This is a genomic window from Terrabacter tumescens (assembly GCF_014646815.1).
GTDB lineage: Bacteria > Actinomycetota > Actinomycetes > Actinomycetales > Dermatophilaceae > Terrabacter > Terrabacter tumescens.
The window spans coordinates 502,525-515,697 of sequence record NZ_BMNZ01000003.1; the positions used below are offsets into that span (position 1 = coordinate 502,525).

At 72.5% G+C, this 13,173-nt stretch carries 12 protein-coding genes; 9 read left to right on the forward strand and 3 right to left on the reverse strand.

Features of this window, described 5'->3' with window-relative positions; translation table 11 throughout:
* The first annotated feature begins 40 nt into the window (after window positions 1–40).
* The gene (locus IEY30_RS09765) at window positions 41–1,729 is read left to right on the forward strand and encodes an alpha-amylase family protein (protein WP_030193985.1); all 1,689 of its coding nucleotides are present in this window, start codon (window positions 41–43) and stop codon (window positions 1,727–1,729) included.
* 15 nt (window positions 1,730–1,744) lie between these two features.
* Here IEY30_RS09765 and IEY30_RS09770 read toward each other — a convergent pair whose 3' ends face one another.
* Entirely contained in the window at window positions 1,745–2,770 is a 1,026-nt protein-coding gene (locus IEY30_RS09770) for an SDR family NAD(P)-dependent oxidoreductase (protein ID WP_081920328.1), read from the reverse strand.
* Window positions 2,771–2,820: 50 nt separating this feature from the next.
* Here IEY30_RS09770 and IEY30_RS09775 point away from each other — a divergent pair, with 50 nt between their 5' ends.
* Window positions 2,821–4,002, forward strand: coding sequence for a zinc-dependent alcohol dehydrogenase (locus tag IEY30_RS09775; protein ID WP_030193980.1), 1,182 nt, complete (start codon window positions 2,821–2,823; stop codon window positions 4,000–4,002).
* Between the two features lie 44 nt (window positions 4,003–4,046).
* The gene (locus IEY30_RS09780; protein WP_030193977.1) at window positions 4,047–4,415 is read left to right on the forward strand and encodes a hypothetical protein; all 369 of its coding nucleotides are present in this window, start codon (window positions 4,047–4,049) and stop codon (window positions 4,413–4,415) included.
* Window positions 4,416–4,451: 36 nt separating this feature from the next.
* Here IEY30_RS09780 and IEY30_RS09785 read toward each other — a convergent pair whose 3' ends face one another.
* Complete coding sequence (locus IEY30_RS09785) at window positions 4,452–5,354, reverse strand: SDR family oxidoreductase (RefSeq protein ID WP_030193974.1); 903 nt, start codon at window positions 5,352–5,354, stop codon at window positions 4,452–4,454.
* A gap of 211 nt (window positions 5,355–5,565) precedes the next feature.
* Between IEY30_RS09785 and IEY30_RS09790 the strand changes: the two genes are divergently transcribed.
* The gene (locus tag IEY30_RS09790; protein ID WP_052358307.1) at window positions 5,566–6,429 is read left to right on the forward strand and encodes a sigma-70 family RNA polymerase sigma factor; all 864 of its coding nucleotides are present in this window, start codon (window positions 5,566–5,568) and stop codon (window positions 6,427–6,429) included.
* A 26-nt stretch (window positions 6,430–6,455) separates the two neighbouring features.
* Here IEY30_RS09790 and IEY30_RS09795 read toward each other — a convergent pair whose 3' ends face one another.
* Complete coding sequence (locus IEY30_RS09795) at window positions 6,456–7,244, reverse strand: GAF and ANTAR domain-containing protein (RefSeq protein ID WP_052358306.1); 789 nt, start codon at window positions 7,242–7,244, stop codon at window positions 6,456–6,458.
* Window positions 7,245–7,381: 137 nt separating this feature from the next.
* Between IEY30_RS09795 and IEY30_RS09800 the strand changes: the two genes are divergently transcribed.
* The 5 genes from IEY30_RS09800 (at window position 7,382) to IEY30_RS09815 (ending at window position 13,160) form a co-directional block, all read left to right on the forward strand.
* Window positions 7,382–8,749, forward strand: coding sequence for a cation:proton antiporter domain-containing protein (locus IEY30_RS09800; RefSeq protein ID WP_030193963.1), 1,368 nt, complete (start codon window positions 7,382–7,384; stop codon window positions 8,747–8,749).
* Between the two features lie 235 nt (window positions 8,750–8,984).
* Complete coding sequence (locus IEY30_RS21860) at window positions 8,985–10,088, forward strand: glycosyltransferase family protein (RefSeq protein WP_030193960.1); 1,104 nt, start codon at window positions 8,985–8,987, stop codon at window positions 10,086–10,088.
* A complete protein-coding gene (locus IEY30_RS21865; protein ID WP_030193957.1) occupies window positions 10,076–11,158 on the forward strand; it encodes a glycosyltransferase in 1,083 nt (360 codons plus the stop codon). Before IEY30_RS21860 ends, IEY30_RS21865 begins: the two co-directional genes overlap by 13 nt.
* Entirely contained in the window at window positions 11,155–12,216 is a 1,062-nt protein-coding gene (locus tag IEY30_RS09810; RefSeq protein WP_188960122.1) for a glycosyltransferase, read from the forward strand. The genes IEY30_RS21865 and IEY30_RS09810 overlap by 4 nt, the downstream gene beginning before the upstream one ends.
* A complete protein-coding gene (locus IEY30_RS09815) occupies window positions 12,213–13,160 on the forward strand; it encodes a glycosyltransferase family 2 protein (RefSeq protein ID WP_030193951.1) in 948 nt (315 codons plus the stop codon). Before IEY30_RS09810 ends, IEY30_RS09815 begins: the two co-directional genes overlap by 4 nt.
* Window positions 13,161–13,173 lie beyond the last annotated feature (13 nt).

The window sequence follows — 13,173 nt, forward strand, 5'->3', positions numbered from 1 at the left end:
CGGGGGTGATCCACCGAAGAGCGGGAGAGAGGTCTGCGCCATGAGGATGAGCGACACCGGGGACGTCTGGTGGAAGAACGCGGTCGTCTACTGCGCCGACGTGCAGACGTTCTCGGACTCGAACGGCGACGGCATCGGCGACCTGCGCGGCATGACGGACCGCATCGAGTACCTCGCCGACCTCGGGGTGACCTGCCTCTGGCTCATGCCCTTCTACCCGACGGCCCGCAAGGACGACGGCTACGACATCACGGACTTCTTCGGGGTCGACCCCGAGCTCGGGACGCTGGGCGACTTCGTCGAGCTCGTGCGCACCGCCAGGGCTCACGGCATCCGGATCATCGTCGACTTCGTCATGAACCACACGTCCGACCACCACCCCTGGTTCCGGTCCGCCCGCCGCAGCCGCGAGGACCCCTACCGTGACTACTACGTCTGGAGCCGCACCCGGCCGAGGTCGAGCAAGAAGGATGTCGTCTTCCCCGACGAGGAGGACAGCATCTGGGAGCGTGACGAGAAGACGGGTGACTACTACCTCCACCACTTCTACAAGCACCAGCCGGACCTCAACGTGGCCAATCCGGCTGTCCAGGAAGAGATCTCGCGCACGCTCGGCTTCTGGCTGGCCCTCGGGGTGTCGGGCTTCCGGGTGGACGCGGTGCCGTTCCTGTTCGCGCGCGACGGGGTGCCCGGCGTCGAGGACGCCGAGGCCGAGGCCTTCAACCCGGACCGCTACCTCGGCGACGTGCGATCGTTCGTGACGCGGCGCCTGGGGGACGCGGTGCTCCTCGGCGAGGTCAACCTGCCCTACCCCGACCAGCGCCGCTTCTTCGGCGGCGACGACGGTGACGGCCTCAACATGCAGTTCGACTTCATCGGCATGCAGCGCTTCTACCTCTCGCTCGCCCGCGGCGACGCCCGCCCGCTCGCGGAGGCGCTTCGGGAGCGGCCCGCGCTCGACGTCACCAGCCAGTGGGCGACCTTCGTGCGCAACCACGACGAGCTGACGCTCGACAAGCTGTCGACCACGGAGCGACGGGAGGTCTTCGCCGCGTTCGGACCCGACCCCGACATGCAGCTGTACGGACGCGGTCTGCGAAGGCGGCTGCCGCCGATGGTCAGCGGGGACGAGCGCCGCCTGCGCCTCGCCTACTCCCTGGTCTTCTCCCTGCCCGGCACCCCGGTCCTCTTCTACGGCGAGGAGATCGGCATGGGTGAGAACCTCGACGTGCCGGGCCGGCTGGCCGTGCGCACACCGATGCAGTGGACGCCCGCGCCGAGCGGAGGGTTCTCCTCGGCGCCGCCGCAACGGCTGACGCGACCGATGCCGGGCGGCGTCTGGGGGCCCGAGCACGTCAACGTCGCCGACCAGCGCAAGGACCCCGACTCGCTCTGGTGGTTCGTCCGCGCCCTCGCGCGACGCTACCGACAGCTGCCCCAGAGCGGCTGGGCGACCGTCGAGGTGCTCGACCACGCGGTCCCCTCGGTCCTGGCGCACGTCAGCCGGTGCGAGGACTGGGCCATGCTCGCGGTCCACAACCTCGGCGAGGACGGTGTCATCGTCCCCCTCACCGTTCCCGACGTGCCGGAGGGCGCCCGCCTCGTCGACGTGCTCGGCGAGGGCAGCGACATCACGCTCGATGGGTCGGGCGGCGTCGAGCTCGACCTCGGACCCTACGGCTACCGCTGGCTGCTCGTCGCGCGTCCGGACGAGGACCCGGTCCTTTGACGGCCTCGTCGCCGGTCACTCGAGATTGCGACGTGCGGCCCGGTCGCCCAGGACGGTGAGCCGGTCGACGAGGGTCGAGCCCAGACGGCGTCGCGCCTCGCGCCCCGACGACGTTCGAGCGCCCTCCCGCCCCGGGGCGTCGGGCAGCAGACGCCCGGCCAGGCCGAGCACCCGCGTCGTGGTCGCCGGAGCGAGACCGCGGACACGGATGCCGATCCACGCGAGCGGGGTGAGCACGACCATCGGCCGTCCGGCGAGCACGGCGTCGACGATCCTCCGGGCTGCGCGTTCGGCGTCGACGGACAGGAGCGGCAACGAGGCGGCCGGCGCGAACCAGGCGTACTCCGCGGCGGCGTCTCCGCCGAAGCGCGCGTGCTCGTGCCCACCGGTGCGCATCAGCCCCGGAACGACGGTCGTGGCCGTGACGCCCGTGCCGCTGAGCGCCGCGGCGAGGCCGTCGGAGAAGCCCACGGCGGCGAACTTGGCCGTGGCATAGGGCAGCAGGTGCGGCGGCGACACCATGCCGCCGATGGAGGTCACCGTGCCGATGCGGCCGTGTCCGCGGCGACGCATGTGCGGCAGCACCGTCATCGCGGCGTGGATGGGTCCCCACGCCATGGTGTCCATGGCGTCCTCGAACTCGTGCATGACGAGCGACTCGAGGGGCGCGGCCTGGATGACACCTGCCACTGTGACGAGCACCTCGATCGGCCCGACCGTGTGCTCGACCCGGCCGACGAGGTCGCCCACGTCGTGACGATCGCGCACGTCGCACCGCTCGACCGACACCGCGCCGCCCCGCCCGCGCAGCACCGTGGCCGCCTCCTCGAGCTCGCCGTCGTCACGTGCGGCGACGACCACGTGATGACCTCGGGACAGCAGCTCCTCGGCGACGAGCAGGCCGAGGCCTCGAGAACCGCCGAGCACCACGGCGACAGGCAGCTCGTGCGGCTCCGCGTCGGGGTGATCCCACGTCGCGACAGGACTGCTGGGGTCCTGGCGCGCGGTCGCACCGTCCGGTGGTCCGTCGGGGGTGTGCATGCTGCCTCCTCGTTGTTTTCCTCGCACCGCCCATGGGTAGGACCCAGCACATGAAGGCACTCACCTGGCACGGCCTCGAGGACGTCCGCATCACCGACGTACCCGACCCCGTCATCACTGACACCACCGACGCCGTCGTGCGTGTCACCTCGACCGCGATCTGCGGATCGGACCTGCACCTCTACGGCGTGCTGGCGCCCTACCTCCAGCCGGGTGACGTCCTCGGACACGAGTTCATGGGCATCGTCGAGGAGGTCGGGCCTGACGTCGCCACCCTCGCGGTCGGGGACCGGGTCGTCGTGCCCTTCAACATCTCCTGCGGGCGATGCTGGATGTGCCAGCGCGGTCTCTTCGCCCAGTGCGAGACGACGCAGAACACCAGGACCGGCAAGGGCGCCAGCCTCTTCGGGTACACCAGCCTCTACGGCTCCGTGCCGGGCGGGCAGGCGGAGTACGTCCGGGTCCCGCACGCCGACTTCGGTCCCATCGTCGTGCCGGAGGAGATGCCCGACGAGCGCTTCCTCTACCTGTCGGACATCCTGCCCACCGCCTGGCAGGCCGTCGACTACGCCGACGTCAACGGCAACGACACGTTGGTGGTCCTCGGGCTGGGTCCCGTCGGGCAGCTCGCCGTCCGCTCAGCCCTCCACCGGGGAGTGGGCCGGGTGATCGGTGTCGACCTCGTGGCCGACCGCATCGAGACGGCCCGCGCCGCCGGTGCCGAGGTCCTCGACGCGTCCGACACCGACGTCGCCGCTGCCGTCCTCGAGCTCACCGAGGGTCGTGGCGCGGACGGCGTCATCGACGCCGTCGGCATGGAGGCCCACGGCAACCCCGTGTCGGAGAAGGTCATCGGTGCTGCAAGCAGGCTGCCCAAGCCGGTCGCCCGGCAGGCCATCGAGCGGTTCGGCATCGACCGGCTCGCCGCGCTGCACACCGCGATCGCCGCCGTACGTCGGGGCGGCACCCTGTCGATCAGCGGCGTCTACGGGGGCATGGCCGACCCGATGCCGATGATGGAGCTCTTCGACAAGGGGCTCACGGTCCGCATGGGCCAGTGCCACGTGCGGCGCTGGAGCGACGAGCTGCTCGACATCGTGCGGGGGGACGCGGACGTGCTCGGGCTCGAGGGCTTCGCCACGCACCACGGCAGCCTCTCGGATGCCCCGGACTACTACCGCATCTTCCAGGAGAAGCAGGACGAGTGCCTCAAGGTCGTCCTCACCCCCTGAGGTCAGCACGTTCTGGCACGCACCCCGACACGAAGGAGGGCGCCATGAGCGTCACGAGCTACCAGGATCTTCCTCTCGCCGACCGCGACCGGGAGTGGGACGGCGACGCCGCCGAGAAGCGGGTGCGCACATGGGCGGACGCGACCGAGGAGCCCAACGCGAAGTACCGCGACGCCCACGTCTGGTACGACGCCGAGCACAAGGACAACTTCACGGCCTACAAGCTCCTCGTCGCCGACGTCGTCGACGGGCGACTGCGCGCCGTCCCTCGCGGCGTCATGGCGGCAGCCGCCGTCATGCAGGGATCGCGCGGCGGCGTGGACCTGCCCGACAAGGACCGTGACCGGGTCCGCAGCCACCTGGCGAAGTACTACGCCAAGATGGGGGAGCAGGCCCCCTGGGAGCGCGACTGAAGGGTCGCGCCCCACCTCTCGTGGCCACGGGGCAGCTCAGAAGACCGCCCCTCCCCCGGTGACACCGAGCACGGTTCCCGAGACGTAGCTCGCATCGGCCGGCGATGCGAGGAAGACGTATGCCGGCGCCACCTCACCGGGCTGCCCGGCGCGGCCCAGCGGCGTGTCCGCACCGAAGGTCTCGATCTTCTTGCTGTCGCGCGTCGCCGGCTGGAGCGGTGTCCAGATGGGCCCGGGCGCCACCGCGTTGACGCGGATCCCCTTGGGCCCCAACGATGCTGCCAGGTTGACGGTCAGGTTGTTCAGGGCCGCCTTGGTCGCGGCGTAGTCGAGCAGTGCCGGCGACGGGTCGTAGGCCTGGATCGACGTCGTGTTGATGATGGACGACCCCGGAGCCAGGTGCGGCAGCGCCGCCTGGCAGAGCCACAGCACGGCGTGCAGGTTGGTGCGCATGACCCGCTCGACGTGCTCCGGCTGCAGCCCCTCAAGCCCCTCCGGGCCGCGGTCCCAGTGGTATCCGGCGTTGTTCACGAGGATGTCGAGGCCGCCCAGGCCACGCACCGCGTCGGCCACGGCGCGCATGCAGGTCTGCCGCTCGACGAGGTCGCCCGGCACGAGAACGGCTGTGCCACCGGCGTTCTCGACCCACTCGGCGGTGTCCTCGGCGTCGGACTGCTCACTCGGCAGGTAGCCGATCGCGACGTCGGCCCCCTCCCGGGCGTAGGCGATGGCCACGGCGCGACCGATGCCGGAGTCGCCACCGGTGATGAACGCCCTTCTCCCCTCGAGCTTCCCGTGCCCGACGTAGGTCTCCTCGCCGTGGTCCGGCGTCGGGTCCATTCGGCTCGTCAGGCCCGGCGGCTCCTGCTGCTGCGCAGGAAAGCCACCTTGGTCGTCGTGGCGCACCAGGCTCTCGGCGCGGTCGGCGATGTCGGACATGACCTCATCCCTCCAGTCGGCTGCTGTTCGCCTCCTCCTACCCACTCACCGTCCCTGAGGACGGACGGGGCGAACGAGACCGTGCCCCCACCGCGCAGGTGCGGGACACATACCGACCATTGCGAAATCGCCGGGATCGTGGCACTGTCGAAAGGTCTGAGCGGTCCAACCACAGCGCCGACTCCGTATCCGAGACATCCGGAGATGAGTCATGGCGCAGCACACCTCTCACACCCGACCCTCCTTCGCCGAGCGCGACGCCGAGACGTCCGAGCTCTTCGCGAGACTGGCGGCCACCGACGACCCCGACGAGTCCGAGCAGGTCGTGGAGCAGATCGTGATCCTCTACCTCGACCTGTGCACGACGATGGCCGGACGCTACGACGGTCGCGGCGTCGAGCATGACGATCTGGTCCAGGTCGCACGGCTCGCCCTCGTCAAGGCCATCCGGCGCTACGAGCCCGGGCACGCCCCGTCGTTCGCCGCCTACGCGGTGCCCACCATCTCGGGCGAGCTCAAGCGCTGGTTCCGCGACCGCGGGTGGGTCGTGCGCCCGCCGCGGCGTCTGCAGGAGCTGCGCGCCGACCTCCAGGCCGTTCGCGCCGAGCTCGAGCAGGAGCTCGGCCGCACGCCCACCGACGCCGAGCTCGCAGCAGCCGTGGGAGCGACGGTCGAGGAGGTGCGCGAGGTGGCGTCCGCAGCGACCGGCTTCCGGCCCCTCTCGCTCGACTGCAGCCCCGCGGACGACGAACGCCCCGGCCTCTCGACGTTCCTCGCCGAGGTCGACGAGGAGCTGCAGGCGGCCGACGACCGCGTCTGCCTCACCGAGGCGCTCACCGAGCTCGACGACGACGAGCGGGAGCTGCTGCTCATGCGCTACGTCGAGGGGATGACCCAGCGCGAGATCGGCGAGGCCCGCGGCGTCAGCCAGATGCAGGTGTCGCGCACCCTGAGGCGCATCACCGTGCGGCTGCACGACCACCTCACCGAGAAGCCCGTCGAGAACCCTGTCGAGAACTCTGTCGAGAACTCTGTCGAGCCCCTCGAGGCTGAGGCGATGACCTCCGTCTCCTGACGGCGGTCATCGCCTCCGCCGGCGAATCACCCGGGGGCGTCCCGGCTCGGCGCCGGCTCGTGCTCCACTGCCGTTGCCGGCGTCCGGCCACGCACGATCGCGGGCAGGGCGCCGGTGTCGGCCACCTGCTGGGCCACCTCGCGCAGCTTGCGGTTGGCGTTCTGGCTCGCCATCCGCAGCAGGCCGAACGCCTGGTCGCGCGTCACCTGGTGGCGCGCCATGAGGATGCCCATGGCGACGCCGATCTCGCGGTTGGTGACGAGGGCCTTCTGGAGGTTCTCGACGTGCTGCTGGTTGGCCGCCAGCGCCACGGCCAGCGCTCCGTGCGTGGCCAGCATGAGCCCGACGAGCTCGGCGCGCTCGTCGAAGGCGGCCACCTCGTCGGCGTAGATGTTGAGGCCGTCGATGGTCTCCTCGGTCTCGTGGCCGAGGCGATAGCTCAGCATGCTGAGCAGGCCGAGCTCGCTCGAGACCTTCGCGCCGTACTCGGGCCACCGGCTGTCGTGGCGCAGGTCCCGCGGGCGGTAGAGCGCGTCCTCGACGATGGCATCGAGGCACGGACCCGAGCCCAACGCATACTGGATGTCGTCGGCGCGGCGGGCGCGGTCGTCGGTGGCCGCCACGGTGCGGAAGCGGCCGTGGGAGAAGGTCGTGATGCTCGCGCACGTGGCGCCGGGCACCCGCTCGACCGCCATCCGGGCCACCGCGTCGAGGGCGGCGGCCGGACCCATGGACTCGAGCTCGACACCCAGCTGGGCGAAGGACTCGGCGACCTCGCGCAGCTCGTCGTCCACCTGGAGCTCGTTACCGCCCATCCGTCGCCGTCCTTCCTCCTGCCGACGGTAGACCCCCGGAGCTGTGGGACGCGAGGGCCCGATCGGTTCGCCGCCGTCCCGGGTAGGTCATCAGGAGGCCAACCCCGGCCAATCCGGAGGAGTACCCGCGTGTCGTCATGTCCATCAACCTGATCTACCTCATCGCCGGGGTCGCGATGTTCCTCGCAGCCGTGCTCCCCTCCGTGCTCGACCGGTATGCCGTGTCGGCCGCGATGGTGCTCCTCGTCCTCGGCATGGTGATCGGGCTGCTGCCGCTGCCCGAGGGGATGCGCCTCGACCCCGTCGTCATCCGGCCACAGGTCGAACGGGTCACGGAGTTCACGATCCTCGTCGCCCTCATGGGTGTCGGGCTGGCGATCGACCGCTCGTTCGAGTGGCGCAGCCGCGCCGCGTGGGCCGCCTGGTCGCCGACGTGGCGGCTGCTCGCGCTCGCGATGCCGCTGACGATCGCGTCCGTGGCCCTGCTCGGCTGGGGGCTCGGCCTCGCCCCGGCAGCGGCCCTGCTGCTCGGCGCGGCCCTCGCGCCCACCGACCCCGTGCTCGCGAGTGACGTCCAGGTCGAGGGGCCGCGGGTCGAGACCCCGGATGCACCCGACTCCCCTGACGACGGCGGTGACGAGGACGAGGCGCTCGGCGAGCCCGTCGACGAGAAGGACGACGTGCGCTTCGCGCTGACGTCCGAGGCCGGTCTCAACGACGGCCTCGCCTTCCCCTTCGTCACGGCCGCCGTGCTGCTCGCGCCCGCGGGCGGGTTGTCCTCGGTCGGCTCGTGGGGACTGCAGTGGCTCGCCTGGGACCTCGTCGGCAAGGTGGTCGTCGGCGTCCTCGCCGGCGTGGCGGTGGGCTGGGGCCTGGCCCGCCTCGCCTTCCGCTCCTCGCGGCGCTCACTGCGTCTGGCCGAGCAGGGCGAGCCGCTCCTCGCGCTCGCGGCCCTCGTCATGACCTACGGCGTCAGCCAGCTCGTCGGAGGCTACGGCTTCGTGTCGGTCTTCGCGTGCGGCATGACCCTGCGCGCGGCCGAGCGCAACCACCACTACCACCGCTCGATGCACGAGGTGGTCCAGCGGCTCGAGCGCCTGCTGACCCTCATCATCCTGCTCATGCTCGGCATGGCCATGACCAAGGGTGTGCTCGGCGAGCTCGACTGGCGCGGCGTCGTCATCGCGCTCGCCCTCGTGCTCGTGCTGCGCCCGGCGGCCGGCTGGGTCAGCCTCCGCCTGCGGGCCCGACCGGCCGACCTGCCCGGCGGCCTCGGCCGCAAGGAGACCCTCGCGACCGCCTTCTTCGGCGTGCGCGGCATCGGCTCGCTCTACTACCTCTCCTTCGCGGCCGGCGAGCACGCGTTCGCCGACGAGCGATGGATGTGGTCGACGGTGGCCTTCACCATCCTGCTGTCGGTCATGGTGCACGGCACGCTGGCGACCCCGGTGATGCGCTACCTCGAGCGTCGCCGCGAGCGGGCGGGGATCGCCGAGCCGGCCTGACGCCCACGCAGGCGCCCACGCAGGCGCCCACGCAGGCGCCCACGAGAGGGACGCACCCGGCATACCCCGTTTTCGTGACGTAACGCCCATGTCGGGCACGTTCGACGACCGCGGTGCGCGGCGTGCACGACGCGGGTATGGAGACAGACGGAGGCTCCAGCCCAGCGGCCACCGACCCCGCGCCGACGCCCCCTCGATCGCTGGGCGTCGGGCGTGCGTACCGAGAGGCAACCGGTTGAGTCCCGTCATCGCGTCCGTCCCGTCAGGCCACGTCTACGTCCGGCACCTCGCACCGCCGGACGGCGAGACGACGGTCCTCCGCCTGCCCGACCCGCGACCGCGGGCCGACGTCCCCGACGCGCAGTGGTGGCCGCCGGGGATGCTCGAAGCCGGGTGGGTCGACGAGCACGCGGACGAGTTCGACGTCATGCACGTGCACTTCGGCTTCGACGCCGTCTCGCCCGACGACCTCGCTGACGTCGTCGCCAGCCTGAGGCGTCACGGCAAGCCGCTCGTCGTCACGGTGCACGACCTTCGCAACCCGCACCACCCGGAGCCGGGACTGCACGACGCCCAGCTCGGCGTCCTCGTCAGGGCCGCGGACGCCGTGCTGACCCTGACCGCCGGCGCGGCCGCGGAGATCGCAGCGCGATGGGGCCGCGAGGCGCTCGTCGTGCCCCACCCGCACGTCGTGGAGGAGCCGCGGCTCTCGCAGGAGCGGGTGCCGCACGCCGGGTTCGTCATCGGCGTCCACGCCAAGAGCCTGCGCGCGAGCATGGACCCTCTGCCGGTCATCGAGGAGATCGTCGCCACGCTGCCCGAGCTCCCGGGTGCGCGGCTGCGCGTCGACGCCCACACCGACGTCATGACGCCCGGGAACCCGCGCCATGCCGCCGACCTCGAGCCGTGCCTGCGCCGGCTCGCCGACGACGGCCGGATCGAGCTGCACGTCCACGACTACTTCACCGACGACGAGCTGTGGGACTACCTCCAGTCCCTCGACGTCTCGGTCCTGCCCTACCGGTTCGGCACGCACAGTGGCTGGCTCGAGGCGTGCTACGACCTCGGCACCACGGTCCTGGCCCCCGACTGCGGCTACTACGCCGACCAGCGGCCCTGCATCCTCTACGGCGTGCCGGGCTCGGCGCCCGCGCGGAGCGGGGCCGGCGCCCCGCCGTTGCGCGAGGGGCTCGTTCGCGCCTACCGCGACCGCCCGACGTGGCGGGCCGTCCCCGAGGAGCGCCGCCGCGAGCGTCTCGAGATCTCCCGCGTCCACGAGCAGGTGTATGCCGACGTGCTCGCAGCCGTGGCGAAGCGGGGTGTCCCGTGCACGTCGTAGTGCTCGGCTCGTCGAGGCACCCGATCGCCGAACCGTTCGCCGGCGGCCTGGAGTCGCTGACCTGGCACCTCGTGCGCGGGCTGCGCGACCGCGGGGTCGAGGTGACGTTCTTCGCGGGCCCGGGCAGCGACCCCGCGCTGGGGGCGACCGAGCTCGACATCGCGCCGCTGCGCCTCAGCGACGCCGCCCGTTCGGACGTGTCGATGGTCCCGGAGGCGTGGCTGCGTGAGCACCACGCCTACCTGCAGGTCATGGTGGCCCTCCAGCACCGTGACGACATCGACGTCGTTCACAACAACAGCCTCCACCACCTCCCGGTCGCCATGGCGAACTCCCTGCACGTGCCAGTGCTGACGACCCTGCACACGCCCCCGACGCCGTGGCTCGAGCCGGCCATCGCCATCGACGCCCGCTCCCGCGGTGGGCTGCGGCGGGGACACTTCGTCGCGGTCAGCCAGCACACCTCACGCTCCTGGTCGCACGTCGCGTCCGCGGACGTGGTGCACAACGGAGTGGACGTGCGGCGCTGGGTCGCCGGGCCCGGCGGCGAGGACCTCGTGTGGGTCGGCCGCATCGTCCCGGAGAAGGCCCCGCACCGGGCCATCGCCATGGCGCGAGCGTCCGGACGGCGGCTGCGTCTCGCCGGACCCGTCGGCGACGTCGACTACTTCGAGCGCTACGTGGCGGGCGAGCTCGACGACGACATCGCGTACGTCGGCCATCTCGACACCGAGGCGCTCGTCGACCTCGTCGGCCGCAGCGCGGCCCTGCTCGTGACACCGGACTGGGACGAGCCCTACGGCCTCGTCGCGGCAGAGTCCCTTGCGTGCGGCACACCGGTGGTCGCGCTGGACCGCGGTGGTCTCCGCGAGTTCGTCGTCCCCGGTGTCGGGGTGCTGCTCCGGCCCGACGCCGACGGAGCCGAGGCCGCGCAGGCCGTGGCGACCGCAGTCGGGCTGGACCGGGAGGCCTGCCGGGCCCATGCCGTCGCCGCCTGCTCGGTGGACCGCATGGTCGAGCAGTACCTCGCCCGCTACCAGTCGCTCGCTGCCCTGCCCGGTGCCGCGTGATCGGCTACTACGTCCACCACCAGGGCCTGGGTCACCTCACGCGGCTCCAGGCCGTCGCGGAGCACCTGCGCTCCCCCGTCACCGGCCTCAGCTCCCTGCCTGCGCCCGCGTCCTGGGACGGCCCGTGGATGCAGCTCGAGCGCGACGACGCACTGGCGCCGGAGCAGGCTGCGTCCGCGGACGCGACCGCTCATAGCGTGCTGCACTGGGTGCCGCGTCACGACGAGGGCCTCGCGGGGCGCGCGGCCGCGGTGTCCGCGTGGATCCGTCGGGCACGTCCATCCCTCGTCGTCGTCGACGTCTCGGTCGAGGTCGCGCTGCTGAGCCGCCTCTGTGGCGTGCCGGTCGTCGTGCTCGCCATGCCCGGGGTGCGCACCGACCGGACCCACTCGCTCGCCTACGACGTGGCCGACGCGCTGCTCGCCCCGTGGCCCGACGGCGCCCACACCGACGGCTGGCCCGAGGCGTGGCGCGCGAAGCTCTGGACCGTGGGTGGGCTGTCGCGCTTCGACGGCCGACGACCGGCCGGAGCGGCTGAACGCCTGGCGCCTGCGGGGCGCACCGACGTCGACGCGCCCCGCCGCGTCCTGCTCCTCTGGGGCGGCGGCGGGCATGGCACCTCGGCCGTCCAGGTGGCCGCCGCGCGGGCAGCCACCCCCGGCTGGGAGTGGGTCGAGCGCGGCCCTGGCTCACCCTCACCCGACCTGTGGTCCGAGCTCGCCACCGCCGATGTCGTCGTGACGCACGGCGGCCAGAACGCCGTGGCCGAGGTCGCCGCGGCCCGACGGCCGGCCGTCGTGGTCGCCCAGCCCCGCCCGTTCGACGAGCAGGTGGCCACCGCTCGGGCCGTCGACCGGCTCGGCGCAGCGGTGGGCGTCGACACCTGGCCCGCTGCCGCCGACCAGTGGCCCGGGCTGCTCGACCGGGCGCTTCACCGAGGCGGTGACGGCTGGCGGCGGTGGTCCACCGGACACGGCGCCGCGACCGCCGCCGCGCACCTCGACGCGCTGGCAGACCGCGACGTGCGTGCCCGGCCGGCCACCCGGACCGCGTCGTGACCGACGGCGCGGGCGGCCTCGCCGTCGTCACCATCGTGCATGGGCGCCACGACCACCTCGAGCGCCAGCTCTGGGGACTGCGTCAGCAGCGGCTCCAGCCCGAGGTGCACGTCGTCGTCGCCATGGACGACCCCGACGTCGGTGACCTCGCCCGCGCGAACGCATGCGGCTGGGACGTGCTCGTGCCCTCCCTGCCCCGTCAGGACGGCCACCTGCCCCTCGCCGCCGCCCGGAACCTCGGCGTCGACGCCGCCGCGGGGGCCGGCGCCGACCGGGTCGTGCTGCTCGACGTCGACTGCATCCCCTCACCGGGAGTGCTCGAGCGGTATGCCGGCGTGCTCGCGACCGTCGACCCCCCTCAGCCCGATGCCTCCGACGTCCTCGACGACTCCCGGGTCCGCGCCGTCGGGGAGTCGCCGGTCGTCCTTGCCGGCGAGGTGGCCTACCTGCCGCCCAGCCCCGAGGGCCGGGACTACCGCGACCTCGGTCTCAAGGCCCTTGCCGGCCTCGCCGCGCCCCACCCGGCCCGACCCGTCCTCAATGCTGACGAGGTCCGCGAGGCGGCCGACCTGCGCCTCTTCTGGTCGCTGTCCTTCGCCCTGACCGTGCGCTCCTGGCGGGTCCTCGGGGGCTTCGACGAGGGCTACGTCGGCTACGGCGGTGAGGACACCGACTTCGGGCAACGCGTAACTGCAGCCGGAGGCCGGCTCCTCTGGGTCGGCGGCGCGCTCGCCCACCACCAGCACCACCCGACCTCGTCGCCGCCGGTGCAGCACGTGCACGACATCGTCGCCAACGCCAACCGCTTCGCCGGGCGCTGGGGCTGGTGGCCGATGGAGGGGTGGCTGGAGGCGTTCGCCGACCGTGGGCTGGCCCGCCGCGCCGACGACGGTTCCTGGCACGCGACCTTCCCCGCGCACACCGCGGAGACCGCTGACGCCTGAGCGCCTGCGCCGG

Excerpts from the sequence above, each read along its gene's own strand:
- IEY30_RS09765 (WP_030193985.1), top strand. The coding sequence starts at position 41 with ATGAGGATGAGCGACACCGGGGACGTCTGGTGGAAGAACGCGGTCGTC.
- IEY30_RS09770 (WP_081920328.1), bottom strand. The coding sequence starts at position 2,770 with ATGCACACCCCCGACGGACCACCGGACGGTGCGACCGCGCGCCAGGAC.
- IEY30_RS09775 (WP_030193980.1), top strand. The coding sequence starts at position 2,821 with ATGAAGGCACTCACCTGGCACGGCCTCGAGGACGTCCGCATCACCGAC.
- IEY30_RS09780 (WP_030193977.1), top strand. The coding sequence starts at position 4,047 with ATGAGCGTCACGAGCTACCAGGATCTTCCTCTCGCCGACCGCGACCGG.
- IEY30_RS09785 (WP_030193974.1), bottom strand. The coding sequence starts at position 5,354 with ATGTCCGACATCGCCGACCGCGCCGAGAGCCTGGTGCGCCACGACGAC.
- IEY30_RS09790 (WP_052358307.1), top strand. The coding sequence starts at position 5,566 with ATGGCGCAGCACACCTCTCACACCCGACCCTCCTTCGCCGAGCGCGAC.
- IEY30_RS09795 (WP_052358306.1), bottom strand. The coding sequence starts at position 7,244 with ATGGGCGGTAACGAGCTCCAGGTGGACGACGAGCTGCGCGAGGTCGCC.
- IEY30_RS09800 (WP_030193963.1), top strand. The coding sequence starts at position 7,382 with ATGTCCATCAACCTGATCTACCTCATCGCCGGGGTCGCGATGTTCCTC.